The 18,437-nt window shown below is 67.6% G+C and carries 18 protein-coding genes; 9 read left to right on the forward strand and 9 right to left on the reverse strand.

Annotation, left to right across the window (positions count from 1 at the left end):
• The first annotated feature begins 1 nt into the window (after window position 1).
• Window positions 2-1,273, forward strand: a complete 1,272-nt coding sequence (murA, locus tag BMZ17_RS12225) for a UDP-N-acetylglucosamine 1-carboxyvinyltransferase (protein ID WP_093138843.1) — start codon at window positions 2-4, stop codon at window positions 1,271-1,273.
• Window positions 1,270-1,605 (forward strand): EF-hand domain-containing protein, encoded by a 336-nt coding sequence (locus BMZ17_RS12230; protein ID WP_093138844.1) that lies wholly within the window; start codon window positions 1,270-1,272, stop codon window positions 1,603-1,605. Before murA ends, BMZ17_RS12230 begins: the two co-directional genes overlap by 4 nt.
• A gap of 51 nt (window positions 1,606-1,656) precedes the next feature.
• On the opposite strand, the gene BMZ17_RS12235 is transcribed toward BMZ17_RS12230, so the two are convergent.
• Genes BMZ17_RS12235 through purM form a run of 4 tightly spaced genes read right to left on the reverse strand, consistent with a single transcriptional unit; the run spans window position 1,657 to window position 4,897 of the window.
• A complete protein-coding gene (locus BMZ17_RS12235) occupies window positions 1,657-2,346 on the reverse strand; it encodes a DUF3108 domain-containing protein (protein ID WP_093138845.1) in 690 nt (229 codons plus the stop codon).
• A 1-nt stretch (window position 2,347) separates the two neighbouring features.
• Window positions 2,348-3,133, reverse strand: coding sequence for a DUF3108 domain-containing protein (locus BMZ17_RS12240; RefSeq protein WP_093138846.1), 786 nt, complete (start codon window positions 3,131-3,133; stop codon window positions 2,348-2,350).
• 18 nt (window positions 3,134-3,151) lie between these two features.
• Complete coding sequence (purN, locus tag BMZ17_RS12245; protein ID WP_093138847.1) at window positions 3,152-3,808, reverse strand: phosphoribosylglycinamide formyltransferase; 657 nt, start codon at window positions 3,806-3,808, stop codon at window positions 3,152-3,154.
• A 54-nt stretch (window positions 3,809-3,862) separates the two neighbouring features.
• The gene (purM, locus tag BMZ17_RS12250) at window positions 3,863-4,897 is read right to left on the reverse strand and encodes a phosphoribosylformylglycinamidine cyclo-ligase (RefSeq protein ID WP_093139697.1); all 1,035 of its coding nucleotides are present in this window, start codon (window positions 4,895-4,897) and stop codon (window positions 3,863-3,865) included.
• A gap of 173 nt (window positions 4,898-5,070) precedes the next feature.
• On the opposite strand from purM, the gene BMZ17_RS12255 reads away from it, so the two are divergent.
• The 3 genes from BMZ17_RS12255 to hda all read left to right on the forward strand — a co-directional run bounded on the left by BMZ17_RS12255 (window position 5,071) and on the right by hda (window position 8,067).
• Window positions 5,071-6,147 carry a DUF2066 domain-containing protein gene (locus BMZ17_RS12255; protein WP_093138848.1) on the forward strand — a complete coding sequence of 359 codons (1,077 nt, stop codon included), beginning with the start codon at window positions 5,071-5,073 and terminating at the stop codon, window positions 6,145-6,147.
• Window positions 6,148-6,211: 64 nt separating this feature from the next.
• Complete coding sequence (locus tag BMZ17_RS12260) at window positions 6,212-7,372, forward strand: AI-2E family transporter (RefSeq protein ID WP_175485616.1); 1,161 nt, start codon at window positions 6,212-6,214, stop codon at window positions 7,370-7,372.
• The gene (gene hda / locus BMZ17_RS12265) at window positions 7,369-8,067 is read left to right on the forward strand and encodes a DnaA regulatory inactivator Hda (RefSeq protein ID WP_093138850.1); all 699 of its coding nucleotides are present in this window, start codon (window positions 7,369-7,371) and stop codon (window positions 8,065-8,067) included. The genes BMZ17_RS12260 and hda overlap by 4 nt, the downstream gene beginning before the upstream one ends.
• A gap of 15 nt (window positions 8,068-8,082) precedes the next feature.
• Here hda and BMZ17_RS12270 read toward each other — a convergent pair whose 3' ends face one another.
• From BMZ17_RS12270 to BMZ17_RS12280, 3 genes are all read right to left on the reverse strand, one after another.
• On the reverse strand, window positions 8,083-10,134 hold the full coding sequence (locus BMZ17_RS12270) for an XVIPCD domain-containing protein (protein WP_139202908.1): 2,052 nt from the start codon (window positions 10,132-10,134) through the stop codon (window positions 8,083-8,085).
• Window positions 10,135-10,220: 86 nt separating this feature from the next.
• Window positions 10,221-10,955, reverse strand: a complete 735-nt coding sequence (murU, locus tag BMZ17_RS12275; RefSeq protein WP_093138852.1) for an N-acetylmuramate alpha-1-phosphate uridylyltransferase MurU — start codon at window positions 10,953-10,955, stop codon at window positions 10,221-10,223.
• Entirely contained in the window at window positions 10,952-11,977 is a 1,026-nt protein-coding gene (locus BMZ17_RS12280; protein ID WP_093138853.1) for an aminoglycoside phosphotransferase family protein, read from the reverse strand. Before BMZ17_RS12280 ends, murU begins: the two co-directional genes overlap by 4 nt.
• A 75-nt stretch (window positions 11,978-12,052) precedes the next feature.
• On the opposite strand from BMZ17_RS12280, the gene BMZ17_RS12285 reads away from it, so the two are divergent.
• Together BMZ17_RS12285 and BMZ17_RS12290 are read left to right on the forward strand one after the other, a co-directional pair.
• On the forward strand, window positions 12,053-13,456 hold the full coding sequence (locus BMZ17_RS12285) for a mannose-1-phosphate guanylyltransferase/mannose-6-phosphate isomerase (protein WP_093138854.1): 1,404 nt from the start codon (window positions 12,053-12,055) through the stop codon (window positions 13,454-13,456).
• 219 nt (window positions 13,457-13,675) lie between these two features.
• A complete protein-coding gene (locus BMZ17_RS12290; RefSeq protein WP_093138855.1) occupies window positions 13,676-15,040 on the forward strand; it encodes an MFS transporter in 1,365 nt (454 codons plus the stop codon).
• Between the two features lie 78 nt (window positions 15,041-15,118).
• On the opposite strand, the gene BMZ17_RS12295 is transcribed toward BMZ17_RS12290, so the two are convergent.
• Together BMZ17_RS12295 and BMZ17_RS12300 are read right to left on the reverse strand one after the other, a co-directional pair.
• Complete coding sequence (locus BMZ17_RS12295; protein ID WP_093138856.1) at window positions 15,119-15,400, reverse strand: GlsB/YeaQ/YmgE family stress response membrane protein; 282 nt, start codon at window positions 15,398-15,400, stop codon at window positions 15,119-15,121.
• Window positions 15,401-15,514: 114 nt separating this feature from the next.
• Window positions 15,515-17,005: a M20 family metallopeptidase gene (locus tag BMZ17_RS12300; protein WP_093138857.1), complete on the reverse strand. Its 1,491-nt coding sequence runs from the start codon at window positions 17,003-17,005 to the stop codon at window positions 15,515-15,517.
• Window positions 17,006-17,241: 236 nt separating this feature from the next.
• On the opposite strand from BMZ17_RS12300, the gene BMZ17_RS12305 reads away from it, so the two are divergent.
• The gene (locus tag BMZ17_RS12305; RefSeq protein WP_093138858.1) at window positions 17,242-17,580 is read left to right on the forward strand and encodes a ComEA family DNA-binding protein; all 339 of its coding nucleotides are present in this window, start codon (window positions 17,242-17,244) and stop codon (window positions 17,578-17,580) included.
• 241 nt (window positions 17,581-17,821) lie between these two features.
• Window positions 17,822-18,433: a HutD/Ves family protein gene (locus BMZ17_RS12310; protein WP_093138859.1), complete on the forward strand. Its 612-nt coding sequence runs from the start codon at window positions 17,822-17,824 to the stop codon at window positions 18,431-18,433.
• Window positions 18,434-18,437: the final 4 nt, after the last annotated feature.

An 18,437-nucleotide genomic window follows, 5' to 3' on the forward strand; every position in this document is an offset into this window, starting at 1 on the left:
CATGCAGAAGATCATCGTCACCGGTGGCGCCACGCTCAATGGCGACGTCACCATCTCCGGCGCCAAGAACGCCGTCCTGCCGATCCTGTGCGCCACGCTGCTGGCCGATGCCCCGGTGGAAATCACCAACGTCCCCAACCTGCACGACGTGGTCACCACGGTGAAGCTGCTGGGCGAGATCGGCGCTGGCGTCAGCATCGACGAAGGCACCCTGGCCAAGGGCCGCAGCATCACCATCGACCCGACCACGGTGGACCGTTTCGTCGCGCCGTATGAGCTGGTGCGCACGATGCGCGCTTCGATCCTGGTGCTGGGTCCGCTTGTGGCCCGCCACGGCGCGGCCGTGGTCTCGCTGCCGGGCGGCTGCGCGATCGGCTCGCGGCCGGTCGATCAGCACATCAAGGGCCTGCAGGCGCTGGGTGCGCACATCACCGTCGAGAACGGCTACATCAAGGCCCGCGCCGCACGCCTGAAGGGCGCGCGCTTCGTGTTCGACATGGTCACCGTGACCGGCACCGAGAACGTCATGGCCGCCGCCGTGCTGGCCGAAGGCACCACGGTGCTGGAAAACGCCGCGATGGAGCCGGAAGTCACCGACCTGGCCGAATGCCTCAACGCGCTGGGCGCGAAGATCGAAGGCGCCGGCACCTCGCGCATCGTCATCCACGGCGTCGAGCGCCTGGGCGGCGGTCGCCATGCGGTGGTGCCGGACCGGATCGAAACCGGCACCTTCCTGGTCGCCGCGGCCATGACCGGCGGCAAGATCACCGCCCGCAACGCGCGCCCGGACACGCTGGAGGCGGTGCTGGAAAAGCTGAAAGAAGCCGGCGCCCGGATCGAAACCACCGAAGACACCATTACCCTGGACATGCAGGGCAAGCGCCCGAAGGCCGTTGACCTGACCACCGCGCCGTACCCGGCGTTCCCCACCGACATGCAGGCCCAATTCATGGCGCTCAACTGCGTGGCCGAGGGCGTGGGCGTGATCAACGAGACGATCTTCGAAAACCGCTTCATGCACGTCAACGAGCTGCTGCGCCTGGGCGCGGACATCCGGGTCGAAGGCCACACCGCCATCGTGCGCGGTGCTGACGGTTTAGGCGGCGCGCCGGTGATGGCGACCGACCTGCGTGCCTCGGCCTCGCTGATCCTGGCGGGCCTGGTGGCGCAGGGCGAGACCACCATCGACCGCATCTACCACCTGGATCGCGGCTACGAAAACATCGAAGAGAAGCTCGGCGGGCTGGGCGCCACCATCAGGCGCGTGTCATGAGCTGGAAGCGACGCTTTTCCAAGGCCAGTTTCTCGCCACGCCGGCGTGCGGTGCTGGTGCTGGTGGTGATCCTGCTGCTGGCCGTGGGCTGGATGGGCTGGATCGGCGCGGCCGGCTTGAGCGGCATCTCCACCAAGGACATGGACTGGGACGGCGACGGCCAGGTCAGCCGCGACGAGGTGATCCAGGCCTATTACGCGGTGGTGGCCAAGAAGGCGACCGAAGGCAACCGCACCTGCACCACTTACGCTTGGCGCAGCAGCGGCCAGCAGATCCGTGTCGAATGCCGCACCGAGCTGCATCCGGACGCGGCGGCCACCGAGAAGAAGTAAACAAAAACCCCGGGCAAGCCCGGGGTTTTTCGTAAAGCCCGCAGCGGGCGCTTACTTGAACGAGGTCAGGGTCAGGTCGTAGGAGTCCTGGCCGTTCTCGCGCTGCAGGATGCGCGCCGGCACCGGCATGTCCGGCACCACCCACACGATCATCTGCTTCTTGCCGTCGGTCTGGCTGACCTTGGTGGCGCTGACCTGCTTGCCGGCGACGGTGATCGTCTCCTTGCCGGCGGCCTGGTAGGTCATCGGCGAGGCCTTGCCGTTCTCCAACATGCGGTAGTTGAGCGGCTTGCCAGCGTGCACGTCACGCACGATCGCCAGGTTCACCAGCAGCGCGTCCATGTCGCCGGGCTGCAGCGCGATCGGACCTTTGCGGTTGTCCTTGATGTCGCCGCTCCAGGTGGCCTGCTTGCTGGACCAGTCGTAGTTGGTCTTCACCGACTTGCTCTTGACCAGCACCATCGAGCTGTCGCTGGAAGACAGCGGGCGGAAGGTGCCGTCCTTGTCCTCGAAGGTGGTGGACTGGGTCAGGTTGACCAGCTGGTTGCGCACCGACATGTCGTACTTCCACTTGCCGGCGCCCTGCGCGACGAGCGTCATCTGACCGTTGCCCTGCATGCCCATGGCGCTGGCCTGGTAGGTCGCGGTGAAGGCATCCAGCGCGAAGGCCGGCGTGGCGGCCAGGGCCAGGGTGGTGGCCGCGGCCAGCAGCTGCAGCGGGCGGGTGAGGTTGGATTTCATGTCATTGCACTCCCTGGTAATCGATGAGGCGCAGGTCGATGGCGTCTTCACCATCGTCGCGTTGGAGCATGCGCACCGGCGTCGGTACGCCGTTGGCCACCCAGAAAATCTGTTCGCGGTCGCCGCTGTTGATGCGCTGGATGCGCATCGCGTCGTAGCTCAGCTCGCCGACCGGGACGATTTCGGTCTGCGCGCCCACCGCGTACTGGTACTGCCGCGCGCGGCCGTTGTCGACCACGCGGTAATCCATGCTGGCGCCGAGCTTGGCGTCGCGCATGATCGCCAGGTCCAGTAGCAGCGAGCTCATGTCGCCGGGCTGTAGCGGCACCGGCGCGCGCCGGTCTTTGTCGACCTTGCCTTCCCAGAGCGCCGTGTTGCTGTGCCAGTCGTAACGGCCGGTCTGTTCCTTGTCGCCGAAGATTGCCTTGCGCACGGTGCTCTGGCTCAAGGGACGGAACTGGTCGTTCGCCGCGCCGCTGACATCGAACACCGTGCTCTGCTGGATGTTGAGCCGCAGCAGGCTGGCCACGCCGCGCTCGCCGCGGATCTCCAGGTCCAGCCGCCACTGGTTGCCGTCCTTGTGGACCACCTGCAGGGTCGCATCGCCGGCGCGCTTGCCCTTGTACCAGGCCTCGTAGGTCGCGCTGAACGGTGCCAGCTTCCAGGGCGTCTGGTCCGCGGCCGGCGGGGCTTCCACGGGCGCCGGCGCCGGTGCGACGGGCGCATCCTGGGCGAGGGCGGGAACAGCACAGGCCAGGAACAGAAGGCCGCCGAGCAGCTTGGTCATCTGAAAGGTCGCGAGGGGTTACGGCATAAGCCGATCGAAGGAATCTAGTGTCAAGGGCGTAAACATCGGCTGACCATCCAGCAGCGCCGTGCCGCCACGTTCAGCCAGGCGCCCGTTGCAGGCCAGCGCCAGCACGGCCGGCAGCAGCCGGTGTTCTAGCGCGAGCACGCGTCCGGCAAGGCTTTCGGCGGTGTCATTGGGCGCAATCGCCAGCCGCGCCTGGGCGACGACGCTGCCGGCGTCCAGCTCGGGGATGACGAAATGGACACTGCAGCCGTGCTCGGCATCGCCCGCGTCCAGCGCCGCGGCGTGGGTGCGCAGGCCGCGATGGCGCGGCAGCAGGGACGGGTGGATGTTGAGCATGCGTCCGGCGAAGCGGGCGATCAGGGCAGCGCCCAGGATCCGCATGTAGCCGGCGCAGACGATCCAGTCCGGGCGGGCGGCGGCGATGGCATCGCCCAGCGCCTGCTCATAGGCATCGCGGTCGGTGAAGGCGCTGGGCTTGGCGCTCCAGCGCCGTGCCTCGGGCACGCGCAGCAGCGCCGGCGCCTGCGGCCGGTCGGAGAACACGCCGACCACTTCTGCCGCCAGCGTGCCGGCCGCGATCGCGTCCAGCAGCGCCTGCAGGTTGCTGCCACGGCCCGACGCCAGCACGGCGATGCGCGGCGGGCTCATGCGGCGGCAGCCGTCGGGTGGCGCGGAAAGGTGGAGCGTGGCAAGCGGGCGGGCTTAGCCGATCTTCACCCGCTCGCCGGTGCCGGCTGGAACGACCTGGCCGATCTGCCAGTGGCCGATGCCGGCCGTGTCCAGGCTGGCTTCCAGCGCGGCGACGCTGTCCTTGGCGGCGATCAGCACGAAGCCGATGCCACAATTGAAAGTGCGCCACATTTCGCTGTTGGCCACGGCGCCTTCTTTCTGCAGCCACTGGAACAGCGGCGGGAAGGTCCAGGACTTGGCATCGATGTCCAGGCCCAGGCCATCGGGGACGACGCGGATGATGTTCTCGGTCAGGCCGCCGCCGGTGATGTGGGCCATGGCGTGGATCGGCTTGCCGGCGCCGGCGCCGTGGGTGCGCAGCAGTTCCAGGATCGGCTTGACGTAGAGGGTGGTCGGCGCCATCAGCGCGTCTTCCAGGGTCACGCCGCCGATGTCCAGCGAGGCGGGGCGTCCGGCGCGGTCGTAGATGCGGCGGATCAGCGAGTAGCCGTTGGAATGCGCGCCCGACGAGGCCAGGCCGATCAGCACGTCGCCCTCGGTCACGGCACTGCCGTCCAGCATCTGCGACTTTTCGACCGCGCCGACGGTGAAGCCGGCCAGGTCGTAGTCGCCCGGGGCATACATGTCGGGCATTTCGGCCGTTTCGCCGCCGATCAGGGCGCAGCCGGACAGTTCGCAGCCCTTGGCGATGCCGCCGACCACCGCCACGGTGGTCTCCACGTCCAGCTTGCCGGTGGCGAAGTAGTCCAGGAAGAACAGCGGCTCGGCGCCCTGCACCAGCACGTCGTTGACGCACATGCCGACCAGGTCGATGCCGATCGTGTCGTGGCGGCCTAGCTGCTGGGCGAGCTTGAGCTTGGTGCCCACGCCGTCGGTGCCGGATACCAACACCGGCTCCTTGTACTTGCCCGACAGGTCGAACAGCGCGCCGAAACCGCCCAGGCCGCCCATCACTTCCGGGCGGAAGCTGCGCTTGACCAGCGGCTTGATGCGCTCGACCACCTCGTTGCCGGCGTCGATGTCCACGCCTGCGTCGCGGTAGGTCATGGGCGTGGAGGCGGGCGGGTTGGACTGGGTCACGAGGCGGGCCGGTGGCGGAAATGGACGGCCATTTTAAGGGAAGCGCGGCCCGCTTCGCGCCCCATGTGAACGGTCCGTGCTGGCGGCGCTGGTCCATTCGGGCAACAATTCCCCCAGATTCGCTGTTCACAGGACGCTCGATGCGCCGTTTCAACGCTTTCGCCGCTGCCGCCTTTCTTCTCCTGAGTGCCTTGCCTGCGCTGGCGCAGGACGACACCGGCATGCGCACCGAGGGCGATGTCGCCAAGGCGCAGGGCCTGTACGAGGCCGAGGTCACCGTGTCCAGCCAGGCCGAGAGCGACCGCAACGCCGGGTTCGCCCGCGCGCTGGGCCAGGTGCTGGCCAAGGTCAGTGGCGACAAGGGGGCGACCTCGCGCGCCGGCGTGGCCACCGAGCTGCGCAACGCCAAGAACTACGTGGACGGTTACGACTACCGCCAGGACCAGGGCACCTCGGCCGGCGGCGCGCCGACCTTCCGCACCACGCTGGTGGCGCGCTTCGACCAGCAGAAGGTCGATGTGCTGGCCAGCGTGCTGGGCCTGCCGGTGTGGCCGCAGCCGCGCCCGAAGCCGGTGGTCTGGCTGGCGATCGATGACGGCAGTGGCGCGCGCTTGGTGAGCCTGCAGCAGTCGGCGGCGGTGCGTTCGCTGCTGGACCGCGCGGTGGACCGTGGCTATCGCCTGGGCCTGCCGCAGGGCTCGGCCGCCGAGGTCGCGCTGGCCGGGGCGATCTGGCGCGGCGATACCGCGGCCGTGTCGCGCGCCTCGGCCCGTTACGCGCCGCCGATGCAGCTGATCGGCAAGCTCTACCGCGGCAAGTCGGGCTGGGTGGCGGACTGGAATTTCGTCGACAACGGCAAGGTCCTGGCGACCTGGTCGGCCGACAACGCCGATGCGCGCCAGGCCATGGCCACCGGCGCCGATGGCGCGGCCGATGCGCTGGTCAAGCGCTACGCCAAGCAGGCCGTGGGCGGCACGCCCGGCACCTACCGGGTGATCTTCAGCGGCATCCGCAGCAGCGAGGATTACCTGCGCCTGTCGGCCGCGTTGCAGCAGACCGCGGTGGTGCGCCGGATCGCGCCGGCGCGCGTGGACGGGGACACGATGGAAGTGGACCTGGACCTGCTGAGCGGCGTCGACGGCCTCAAGCGCATGCTGGGCGAGGACAGCCCGGTGGTGGGTGGCGACGGCAACCCGGCCGTGTTCCACCTCAAGTAATGCTTTCCGAAGGCCTGACGCGCTACGTGATTCTCTACCGCAAGACCAGGATGGCATTGGCATGATCATTGAAGATCCGCAGCAGGTCATCGCGCAGTTCCTGCGCCGACTGCAATGGGCGGCCGTGGCCGCGGCGGTGGTGTGGCTGGTGTGGATCCTGTCGCCGGTGCTGACCCCGTTCGCGGTGGCCGCAATCCTGGGCTGGATGGGCGACCCGCTGGTCGATCGCCTGGAGGCGCGCGGCTGGTCGCGCAACACCTCGGTGGCCGTGGTGTTCTTCGTGATGCTGCTGGCGGTGGTCATCGTGCTGCTGTTGCTGGTGCCGTTGATCCAGGACCAGGTGACCACGCTGATCCAGTCGCTGCCGCGCTACCAGCAGTGGATCTACACCGTCGCGGTGCCGTGGCTGGAAGGCAAGTTCAACGTGCGCATCGCCGATTACCTGGACTTCACCCATATCTGGGACCTGCTGCGCAGCAACTGGGAGCGCGCCGGCGGCGTGGCCCGCACGGTGTGGGGCTATGTCTCGCGCTCGGGCTTCGCGCTGTTCGGCTGGATGGCCAACCTGGTGCTGATCCCGGTGATCGCGTTTTTCTTTCTGCGTGACTGGGACCTGATCGTGGGCCGCATTGCGTCGATGGTGCCGCGCGACCATGTCGGCACGGTGAGCCGGCTGGCCGGCGAATCCAGCGAGGTCCTGGGCGGCTTCCTCAAGGGCCAGCTGCTGGTGATGATTATCCTGGGCGTGCTCTATGGCGCCGGGCTGTGGGCGGTGGGGCTGGACCTGGGCATCCTGATCGGCCTGATCGCCGGCCTGCTGACCTTCGTGCCCTATCTGGGTCCGACCAGCGGCGTGGCGATGGGCCTGATCGCCGCGCTGATGCAGTACGGCGACGTGAAGCATCTGGTGCTGGTGTCGATCGTGTTCGCGGTCGGGCAGGTGATTGAAAGCTACGTGCTGACCCCGAAGCTGGTCGGCGATCGCATCGGCTTGCATCCAGTGGCGGTGATCTTCGCCGTGCTGGCCTGCGGCCAGCTGTTCGGCTTCCTCGGCATGCTGCTGGCGCTGCCGATCGCGGCGGTGGTCAACGTGCTGCTGCGCTATGCGCACGAGCGCTACACCCACAGCCAGCTCTACGCCGGCGGCCAGCCGACGATCCTGCTGGATCCGCACCACACCTCGATTGAAACCCTGCACAACCCGCAGGACCCCACCCCGCCATGAGCGTGCCGCAGTTGCCGCTGGCACTGCGGACTCCGCCGGACCAGCGTTTTGATCGTTTCATCGGGGCACCCGCCGGTGCGCTGGAACAGCTCCAGGCCCTGGCCCAGGCGCCCGGTGCGGACTGGCTGTACCTGTCCGCGGCTCACGGCAGTGGCAAGACGCATCTGGCGCTAGCGGCCTGCGCCGCCGCAGGCGAGGCCGGGCGCGCGGCCGCCTACCTGCCGCTGCAGGCCGCGCGCGGCTACGTGCAGCAGGCGCTGGACGGGCTGGAGCGCAACGTGCTGGTGGTGCTGGACGGGCTGGACGCCGTTGCCGGCGACCGCGCCGATGAGATCGCGCTGTTCGATTTCCACAACCGTGCCCGCACTGCCGGCATCGGCCTGCTCTACACCGCCGCCGACCTGCCCGATGCGATCGGCCTGGTCCTGCCGGACCTGCGTTCGCGCCTGGGTCAGTGCAACCGCATCGTCCTGCGCGCGCTGGACGATGCCGGCCGCGCCGCGCTGCTGCGCGACCGCGCCACGCGCCGTGGCCTGATCCTGGAAGACGCCGCCGTCGACTGGATGCTGACCCGCACCACCCGCGAACCGACCCAGCTGGTCGAGCTGATCGAACGCCTCGATCGCGCCTCGCTCGCCGCCCAGCGCCGGGTCACCGTGCCGTTCCTGCGCCAGGTGCTGGCGGGCGATATGTGAGTTTGGTCGTCGCGCCTAGCGCGCGGCGATGGCGGTGTCGCGGTCGGGCGTTTTGAGGGCCTGGGCAAGATCGTTGTCGAGCTGGCTGGCGCGCTGGGTGCTGTCGGCGACGCTGTGGGCGATGGCCAGGTCGCGGTCGACGTAGATGCGGCGCGCGGCGGCGGCGTTGGGCTCGGACGGGTCGCGGTCCATTGCGAAGATGGCCTTGCCGCCGTCGATGGCGGCGACGCGGGCGATGGTCGGCAAGCCGGACGCCTTGGCTTCGACCACCAGCTGGCCAGCGGCACGTTCCAGTTCGGCATGGTCGGTGAACTGGATGTGGCGCGATGCCACTTCAGCCTCCAGCCCGGTGACCGCGGCGCGGTACATCGGGTAGTCGGCATGGCGTTCGTCGGACATCGGCAGGGCCAGCGGATTGGCTGCCGGCGTTTCCTGTTTTGCCGTGCCCACGGCCTGTCCATGAGAGAGATCGGTGTTGCCGCCGATGTGGATCGCCGGCGGTGCGTCAGACGCTGCGTGTGCAGGAACTGCTTGCGCGCCATGCGCGAGCTGCGGTGCAAGCGGATCGCGGAATTGGCCGGTGTCCCGCTGCAGCTGTTCGACCAGCTGCGCCAGGTCCTGGCCTGGAGCCCGTTTTGCGGCGGCCGCCAAAGCGTTGGTGTCGAAGTCGAAGAACTCGATCTGCCCCTGCGCATTGCGCGCGGCCATCTGCAGCGGGCTGCCGTCCTTGCCGGTGAGCGCGGCGATGTCGCTGTAGCCGGCTTGGGCGAGGTTGCGGCCGACCAACGCTTCGATCGCATCAGCAGCCTGGTGTGCGGTGAGATTGCTCGGGTCGAGCTGGCCAAGGCTGGCCTGCAGCGCGGTGTCCAGCTCGACGCTGCCGTAGCGCGCGCGCTGTTCGGTCGACATCCCGGCGAGGGTCTGCGGATCTGGCAGGAACAGGGTGGGGTCGTGCCTGGCCAGGTCGGTCAGTTCGCCTGGCGAAAGCTGGCCCGAGCGCATCAGCGTCTCCAGGCTGCCGGTGACGCGCGCGGTATCGACCAGCGTGTCGAGCGTGCCTTCGTGGCGGTATTCGTCGACCAGATGGCCGAGCGTTTTCAGGCCCAGCGCGCTGGTGTCGTCGTCGCGGCCGATCGCAGCGCTGGCGTGGCCCACGACGTTCTTCAGGCCTTCGATGTCGTCCAGCGAAACGCTTTTGAGCACACTGGCCAGCCGGTCCAGTGCTTCAGCCTGCGCCACTGGCCAGATGCCGGTGAACAGCGAGATGCCGCGTTCGTTAGTGACCTGGGCCAGGTAGTCGCCTTCGGTGCCGGCCAGCTTGGCCTGCAGCAGGCCGGTTTCCCACTGGCCCAGCTTGTCCAGCGCCTGCTCGGTGACCTGGTCGAACAGCTTGCCCGGCAGCGTCAGCTCCTCGGTCATGCGCAGGCGCGCGAAGCTGGTGACGGTGTCGCGGTAGGGCTCGTCGGAGACGAAGCGGTAAATCACCTTGCCGGCGGCGGCCACGTCTTCGACCGTATGCACTGCGCTCATCACCGGCGCGCTGACGGTCTTGTAGGCGGTGCCGGCCAGGGCGACGGGCGCTTCCACGGTGCGCGCGACAAGGCGCGAAAGAAGGCCCGCCTGCGGATCGCTGGCGGTGGCATGGGCCCATTGTTCGACCTTGTCGAAGGTCTTGCGGATGGTGTCGTCGATCTTTTCCACCGCGTGGAACAGGCCGCGGAAGAAGCCGAAGACGCCGCGCCCGGTCTTTTCGGCAGCATCCTCGAAGGCGCTGTCGGTGACACCGGCATCGTCGAGCGCTTCCTCGAAGCGATGCGCCTCGCGCTTGTCCAGGTGCTGTTCAATCTCGGCGATCAGCGGCTTGACCTTGCGATGGCCCGGATAACCCGGCGCGGCGACCATGTCGCGCACCAGCGCGGCGGCGTCGATGCCGCCGATACCGCGGTGGTCGAGAATCAGCTGATCGGCGCGCGAGGCGTCTTCATCCTGGCCGCTGGCCAGTGCGGCGCGTGCGGCCAGCGCCTGGGCGCTGCTGGTCGGGGAACCCTGCAATCCGTTTGCAGCCATGGCACGACTCCTGTGTGCATTGCATTCCTTGGATCAGCCGATCCTAACCGGCGCACGACCGCGCCGCCACGCGGGGCGATCGGAGCTCAGTCCGCGCTGTGACCGGCTTCTGCTGCCAGCTGTGCGTCCAGTTCGGCCAGCCGCTGCGGCGTGCCAACGTCGGTCCAGCGGCCGGCGTGGCGCTGGCCGCTGACGGCGTTGCGGCGCATGGCTGCGCGCAGCAACGGGGCCAGCGGGAAGCGCGGCGGCTGGCCGTCCAGGCCCGGGCTGGTGCTGGATTCGAACACCTTGTGCCAGTCGCGCAGCACCGACGGCCGGTACACGCCGATGCCCGAATAGGTGAAATTCGCCGCCGAATCGCTGCGCGGCTGCAACAGGCCGGCCGCGTCGAAATGGAAATCGCCGCGCGGGTGATGCGGCGGGTTGTCGATCATCACCAGGTGCGCATCGCCGGCCGGCTCGCTGGGCAGCGTGGCGAAGTCGAAATCGGTCCAGACATCGCCGTTGACCGCCAGGAATGGCGCGTTGCCCAGCAGCGGCAGCGCGTGCAGCATGCCGCCGCCGGTTTCCAGTGGCACGGCGCCTTCGTGCGACCAGGCGATACGCACGCCGAACGCGCTGCCATCGCCCAGCACCCGGGGAAACTGTTCGGCCAGCCAGCTCAGGTTGATCACCACGTCGGTGATGCCCAGTGCGGCGAGCTTGCGCAGGTGCCAGACGATCAGCGGCGTACCGGCGACTTCCAGCAGCGGCTTGGGCGTGGTGTCGGTCAGCGGGCGCATGCGTTCGCCCAGTCCTGCGGAAAAGACCAGCGCCTTCATGCGGCGCGTGCCTGCAGGGCCGGGCGGATGTGCTCGTCCAGCAGCTGCTGCAGCGGCTGCAGCTGCGGATGGCGCGGCAGCACTTCTTCCAGATAGGTAATGAAGCGCGGCAGGTCCGGCAGGTACTGCGATTTGCCATCGCGGTAATGCAGGCGGCAGAAGATGCCCAGGATCTTGAGATGGCGCTGGATGCCCATCCAGTCGGCATCGCGCAGGAACACCTCGGCCGATGCCGGCACTGGAATCCCGGCGATCAGCGCCCGTGCGTGGTACTGCAGCAGCCACCCGTCCACGCGTGCAAGCGGCCAGCTCAGGAACGCATCTTTCAGCAGGCTCACCGCGTCGTAAGCGACAGGACCGATCACGCAGTCCTGGAAATCCAGCACCGCCGGGCCCGGCAGCACCGGCATCAGGTTGCGCGGCATGAAATCGCGGTGGGTCAGCACCTTGCGCTGGGACAGCGCGTTGTCCATCAGCCGGCGCTGGACCAGTTCAAGGCCGTCGCTCAAATCGCAATCCAGTTCGAGGCCCAGGTGGCGACGCAGGAACCATTCTTCGAACAGGCCCGCATCGCGCTGCAGCAGCGCTTCGCCGAACATGCCAGTGCCCTCGGGCGGGGCGATGGCCTGCAAGGTGAGCAACTGGCCGATGGCCGCCTCGATCCAGGCATCGGCGTCGGACGCATCGCGCGCCAGCTGCTGCGCCAATGTGGGCTGGCCGAGGTCCTCCAGCAGCAGGAATCCGGATTCCACCTCACGAGCCAGGATCTGCGGCAGGCGCACCCCGCCGGCTGTCAGGATCGCGTGCCAATGCAGCCAGGGGCGCACGTCTTCCAGTCCAGGTGGCGAATCCATCACGATCCGCGTGGGACCTGTGCCTTGCGTGCGCCAGTAACTGCGTTGGCCGGCGTCGACGCTGGCGCGGTGCAGGGTGGCGTGGCCGTCGTCGAGCGCGTGGCGGGCCCAGTCCTGGCGCTGGTTCGCGCGGTCGGTCGGGTCCAGGGCAACGGGCACTTCGTTCATGGAACAGGCGGGATAAGGGCTGGGGTGCGCAGGTTACACTGCGGTGGATTTCCCCCACGGAAGAGATTTTCCTCGATGAGCAAGCTCCAGCCTGTCCTGTTGTCAGGCGGTTCCGGCACACGCCTGTGGCCGCTGTCGCGCGAAGCCTATCCCAAGCAGTTCCTGCCACTCGGTGGCGAAGACACGATGGTCCAGGCCACCTGGCGCCGCGTTGAGCCGTTGACCTCGCTGCCGCCGCTGGTCGTGGCCAATGAAGATCACCGTTTCCTGGTGGCCGAGCAGCTGCGCGAGATCAAGGCGCCGCAGGCGCAGATCCTGCTGGAGCCGGTCGCCCGCAACACCGCCCCGGCCATCGCCGCTGCCGCGCTGTGCGCGCTGGAAGGCGGCGACGATCCGCTGCTGCTGGTGTTGCCCTCCGATCATGTGATCACCAATCCGGAAGGCTTCCGCGCTGCGGTGGAAGCGGCATCGCCCGCAGCCGAAGCCGGCGCGCTGGTGACCTTCGGCGTGGTGCCCAGCAGCCCGGAAACGGGCTTCGGCTACATCCAGGCCGACAAGGGCCAGGGCGTGCAGCCGGTGCTGCGCTTCGTCGAGAAGCCCGATGCCGAAACCGCCGCCAAATACCTGGCCGAAGGCACGTATTTCTGGAACAGCGGCATGTTCCTGTTCAAGGCCAGCCGTTACATCGAGGAACTGCAGAAGTTCCAGCCGGAGATGGTCGCCGCGGTGCGCGCCTCGCTGGAAGGCGCCAAGCGCGACGGCGATTTCATCCGCTTGAACAAGGCTGCGTTCGAAGCCTGCCCGTCCGATTCCATCGACTACGCGGTGATGGAAAAGACCGCCGACGCCAAGGTGCTGCCGCTGGACGTGGGCTGGAACGATGTTGGTTCGTGGTCGGCGCTGTGGGATGTCACCGAGAAGGACGCCAACGGCAACGCCTGCTCGGGTGATGTCATCACCGTCGACACGCATAACAGCTATGTCTACGCCGAAAGCCTGGTCGCGCTGGTCGGCCTGGACGACGTGGTGGTGGTCGAGACCGATGACTCGATCCTGGTCGCCAAGAAGGATCGCGTGCAGGAGGTCAAGAAGGTCGTGGCCCAGCTCAAGCACGATGAGCGCAGCCAGGCGGTCCTGCATCGCAAGGTCTATCGCCCGTGGGGCGCGTACGACTCGATCGACATGGGCGCGCGTTTCCAGGTCAAGCGCATCACCGTCAATCCCGGCGCCACGCTGAGCCTGCAGATGCACCACCATCGCGCCGAGCACTGGATCGTGGTCAGCGGCACGGCCGAAGTGACCCGCGGCGACGAGGTGATCCTGCTCACCGAGAACCAGAGCACCTACATCCCGCTGGGCGTGACCCATCGCCTGAAGAACCCGGGTCGCCTGCCGCTGGAGCTGATCGAAGTGCAGTCCGGCAGCTACCTGGGCGAGGACGATATCGTCCGTTTCGAAGACCAGTACGGCCGCAGCTGAGCCTGCGTGCGGCGGTCCACGCTGCATAGCCAATAAGTCGAAGGCCCGCCACCAGGCGGGCCTTCGGCGTTTATAAAGTGCGGCTCCCATCGCGTGCCGCTCACGACGCGCTGCCCATCATGGCGGCGATGTCTCGACCAGGCGCAGCCGGTCAGGCATCGCGGGGGAACACGTAGGTTCCCATTCCAGGCATGTTCAAGCCATGACAGCGAGGCCCGCATGAGCGCATCCACACCCGTCGCCGATCCGATGGCGACCAGCCACAAGAGCCTGAAGCGCTCGATCTCCAACACGCTCAAGGGCTCGGCCGGCAACCTGGTGGAGTGGTACGACGTCTACGTCTACTCGGTCTTCGCCAGCTACTTCGAATCCAAGTTCTTCTCCGCCGGCGACAAGAACGCCACGCTGTACGTGTGGGCGATCTTCGCGGTGACCTTCCTGATGCGCCCGATCGGCGCCTGGTTCTTCGGCCGCTACGCCGACCGTCATGGCCGCCGCGCCTCGTTGACCCTGTCGGTCACGCTCATGGCGATCTGCTCGTTCGGCATCGCCATCGTGCCCACGGCCGAGACCATCGGGGTGGGCGCGGCGATCATCCTGGTGATCGCGCGCCTGCTGCAGGGCTTTGCCACCGGTGGCGAATACGGCGCCAGCGCCACCTACATGTCCGAAGCTGCGGTGCCGGGCCATCGCGGCCTGCTGTCCTCGTTCCATTACGTCACCCTGGTCGGCGGCCACGTGCTGGCGCAGCTGACGCTGTTCCTGCTGCTGACCTTCTTCACCAAGGACCACGTGGTGGAGTGGGGCTGGCGCGTGGGCTTCGCGATCGGCGGCGTGTCGGCGATCGTGGTGTTCTGGCTGCGTCGCACGATGGACGAATCGCTGTCCGAGACCGCCATCGCCGATGCCAAGACCGGCGGCGCGCGCAAGTCCGGCTCGCTGAAGGAGCTGTTCGTCAACCAGTGGCGTCCGCTGCTGCTGTGCTTCCTGATCACCGCGGGCGGCACGCTGGCCTTCTACACCTATTCGGTGACTGGCCCGAAGATGATCCAGACCGCCTTCGCCGGCGACGACATCATGAAGGGCACGGTGCTCAACCTGATCGCACTGACGGTGCTGATGCTGCTGCAGCCGGTCGGCGGCTGGCTGTCCGATCGCATCGGCCGCAAGACGCTGCTGGTGTTCTTCGGCGTCGGCAGCGTGGCCTACACCTGGTACCTGATCACCGCGTTGCCGCAGCAGACGACCTGGGGCTCGGCGTTCGCGATCCTGGTAATCGGCTTTGTGATCCTGACCGGCTACACCTCGATCAACGCGGTGGTGAAGGCCGAGCTGTTCCCGACCTACATCCGCGCCCTGGGCGTGGGCCTGGGCTATGCGCTGGCCAACTCGGTGTTCGGCGGCACCGCGCCACTGCTGTACCAGTGGGCCAAGGGCGCCAAGCAGATGGACACCTTCATCATCTACGCCACGGTGGTGATGTTCATCTCGCTGCTGGTGTACGTGTTCGCGCTGAAGAACAAGGGCAGCAACTGGCTGGACCACGAGGACGACATGCACGCCCGCCACGGCAGCAAGCGTTGATCCAACACTGAAGCAGCACGCAAAAGGCCACCCGATCGGGTGGCCTTTTGCTTTGCCTGGTTGGCGGCGAAGAAGAAGTCAGCCGCGTCCGCGCGGTGGACGGCTGAAGAGGCTGGTCAGGCCCAGGATCACCACCGCACCGATCAATGCACCGACGAAGCCGGCCGGCTCACCCGCGCCATACCAGCCCATCCTGCGGCCGAACCAGCCGGCCAGCAGCGCACCGACGATCCCCAGCCCGATCGTCAGCAGGCAGCCCATGCGCGCGTTGTGCGGGGTGACGACGCGGGCGAGCAGGCCGACGATGAAGCCGACCAGGATGGTGTAGAGCCAGCTGCCGCTGCCGAACAGGTGTTCCATCGTGTGTGCCTCATGCATGAGGAGAGGAATGCCAGCCTGCCAGCCAGCCGCGACGCGCACGTGAAAACGGCCGCATGTGCGGCCGTTTTCATTCAGCGCGATGGCGCGGTGCGATCAACAGCAACCGTGCTCGCCGCGTTCCTGCGCGCTAGCCGCAGCGGCCACGCCGGTGGTCAGGCCGGCCACGCTGGCCGCCTGATGCGCGGCGATCACGTGCGACACGCAGGCGGTGACGCGCTTGCCCATCGGGATGTGCAGGAACTCGTTGGGGCCGTGCGCGTTGGAGTGCGGACCCAGCACGCCGGTGATCATGAACTGCGCGCCCGGGAATTTCTCGCCCAGCATGCCCATGAACGGGATCGTGCCGCCTTCACCCATGTACATCGCCGGTTTGCCGAACGCGGCCTGCGAGGCCGCTTCGATGGCGTCGGTCAGCCACGGCGACTGTGCGGGGGCGTTCCAGCCGGTGGAGGACTTCTCCAGCACCAGTTCGACCTTGGCGCCGTTGGGCGGGTCGCGCAGCAGCACGTCTTTCAGGATCTCGCCGGCGCGCTTGCCGTCCAGGGTCGGCGGCAGGCGCAGGGAAATCTTCACCGAGGTCTGCGGGCGCAGCACGTTGCCGGCCGAAGCCAGCGCAGGCAGGCCATCGGCGCCGGTGATCGACAGCGCCGGGCGCCAAGTGCGGTTGAGCACCAGCTCGGTCAGATCGCTGTCCATCGGCGTCATGCCGGGCAGAAACGGGAATTTTTCGTAGACCTCCTTGTCCAGCACGCCGGCGACCTTGGCGGCCTGTTCCAGGCGCTCGGCCGGGATCTCGACGAACAGGTCCTCGACCACGACCTTGCCGGTGGTCTCGTCTTCCAGGCGCGACAGCAGCTGGCGCAGCAGGCGGAAGCTGGACGGGACGATGCCCGAGGCATCGCCGGAGTGGACGCCTTCGCTCAGCACTTTCACCGTGAAGTTGCCGCCGGCCATGCCGCGCAGCGAGGTGGTGCACCACAGCTGCTCGTAGTTGCCGCAGCCCGAGTCCAGGCAGACCACCAGTGAGGGCTTGCCGATGCGTTCGGCCAGATGGTCGACGTAGGCGGGCAGGTCATAGCTGCCCGATTCCTCGCAGGCCTCGATCAGGATCACGCAGCGCGCATGCGGCAGGCCCTGTTCCTGCAGCGCCAGGATCGCCGACAGCGAACCGTAGATTGCGTAGCCATCGTCGGCACCGCCGCGGCCATAGAGCTTGTCGCCCTTGATCACCGGCTTCCACGGGCCCAGGTCCTCGTCCCAGCCGGTCATTTCCGGCTGCTTGTCCAGGTGGCCGTACAGCAGCACGCAGTCCTCGCCGGTGCCTTCGCCGCTGGCCGGGATGTCCAGGAAGATCAGCGGCGTGCGGCCTTCCAGTTCGATCACCTCCACCTGCATGCCGGCGATGGGCTGGGCCTTGGCCCAGGTTTCCATCAGCGTCACGGCCTGGGCCATGTAGCCGTTGGCGACCCAATCGGCGTCGAACATCGGGGATTTGTTGGGGATGCGGATGTATTCGACCAGCTGCGGGACGATTTCCTCATCCCACTTGCCGGCAACGAAACGGTCCAGGCGTGCGGTATCCATGCGGCTCTACTCAGCAAAAATCTGCCGTCAATTCTACGCCCCCCGATCTGTACGGCTTGCCGGGGCCGGGGCGTGTAGGACTTTTCCTACAAAGGATCGGGATGTTTCCCGGCATCGCCCAAGGGCCTGGGCCGATATCGTGGCCCTGTGTCGAGGGGGAGACTGTGCACACCGGATGACGCAGCCCGTCCCGGACCGGAACGCCTACCCAACTCATCGCCACAAGGAGTGTTGCCATGAAATCCATTTCCATCCTGATCAAGTCGCTGTTCCTGTCGCTGCTGCTGATCACCGCCGCGCAGGCCGCCGAGACCAAGGTGAACATCAACACGGCCGACGTCGCCGCACTGGACGCCGTGCTGCTCAACGTCGGGGCCACCAAGGCCCAAGCCATCGTCGATTACCGCAAGACCAACGGCCCCTTCAAGAGCGCCGAAGAGCTGGCGATGGTCAAGGGCATCGGCCTGAAGACCGTCGAGAAGAACCGCGATCGCATCGAGGTCGGCCGCTCGGCTGCCGCACCAAAAAAGCCTTCCGCCGCTGCCGCACCGGCCAAGCCGGTGGCACGTCGCTAAGGCGCAAAGACGTCACGGGACGCAGCGGAGCAGGACGCACCGCCGCGACCTTCAAGGGCAGGACGCCACGTGACCGGCAGGGATGCCGACAGGGATGTACCTCACCACCTGGCTGGGTGGGAGACGAGGGAAGGCAGGACGCCGGTAGACCAAGGCACGATGCCGACAGGGAAGTACTTCCGCCCGGGTGCGCCGCACGCACCCGGGCGGTTCTATTTGTGGTGCGGCTAAACTTGGTCCCATGACTTCGCATCCGTTCGACGCTCGCGTCACGCAAGTAATCCCTGCCAACGAATACCGCCGCGAGCGCTGGCGCAACGGCCTGGGCTGGACCCGCCAGATCGCCGCTTCGCATGCCGGCGATGACTGGGACTGGCGCCTGTCGATCGCCGAGATCGAGCAGGACGCGGCGTTCTCCGCATTCCCCGGCGTCGAGCGCGAACTGGTGCTGCTGCATGGCAACGGCGTGCGCCTGTGCTTCGACGATGGGCAGACGGTGACGCTGTCGCCGCCGCACGAGAAGCATCGCTTCAGCGGCGCGCGCAGCCTGCGCGGCGAGCTGGTCGACGGGGTGACCCACGACTTCAATCTGATGTGGCGGCCAGAGGCACTGGATGCCGAACTGCTGTTGCGGCCGCTGGTGGGGCCGATGTTCTTCTTCGCCGATGCGCGCACGCACTGGGCGATCCACCTGATCGCCGGGCAGGCGCGTTTTGATGCGGCCTCCGGCCTGCCGCCGCTGTGGGCGGGCGATACGGCGCTGCTGTACGGCACGCCGGATCGGGTGCGTTATGCACTGGACGGTGGCGGCGAGCTGATCGCGGTGAAGTTCACCACGCCGGAGCCTGCGTAACGCA

Source organism: Pseudoxanthomonas sp. GM95 (assembly GCF_900109775.1).
In the GTDB taxonomy this organism is placed as follows: domain Bacteria; phylum Pseudomonadota; class Gammaproteobacteria; order Xanthomonadales; family Xanthomonadaceae; genus Pseudoxanthomonas_A.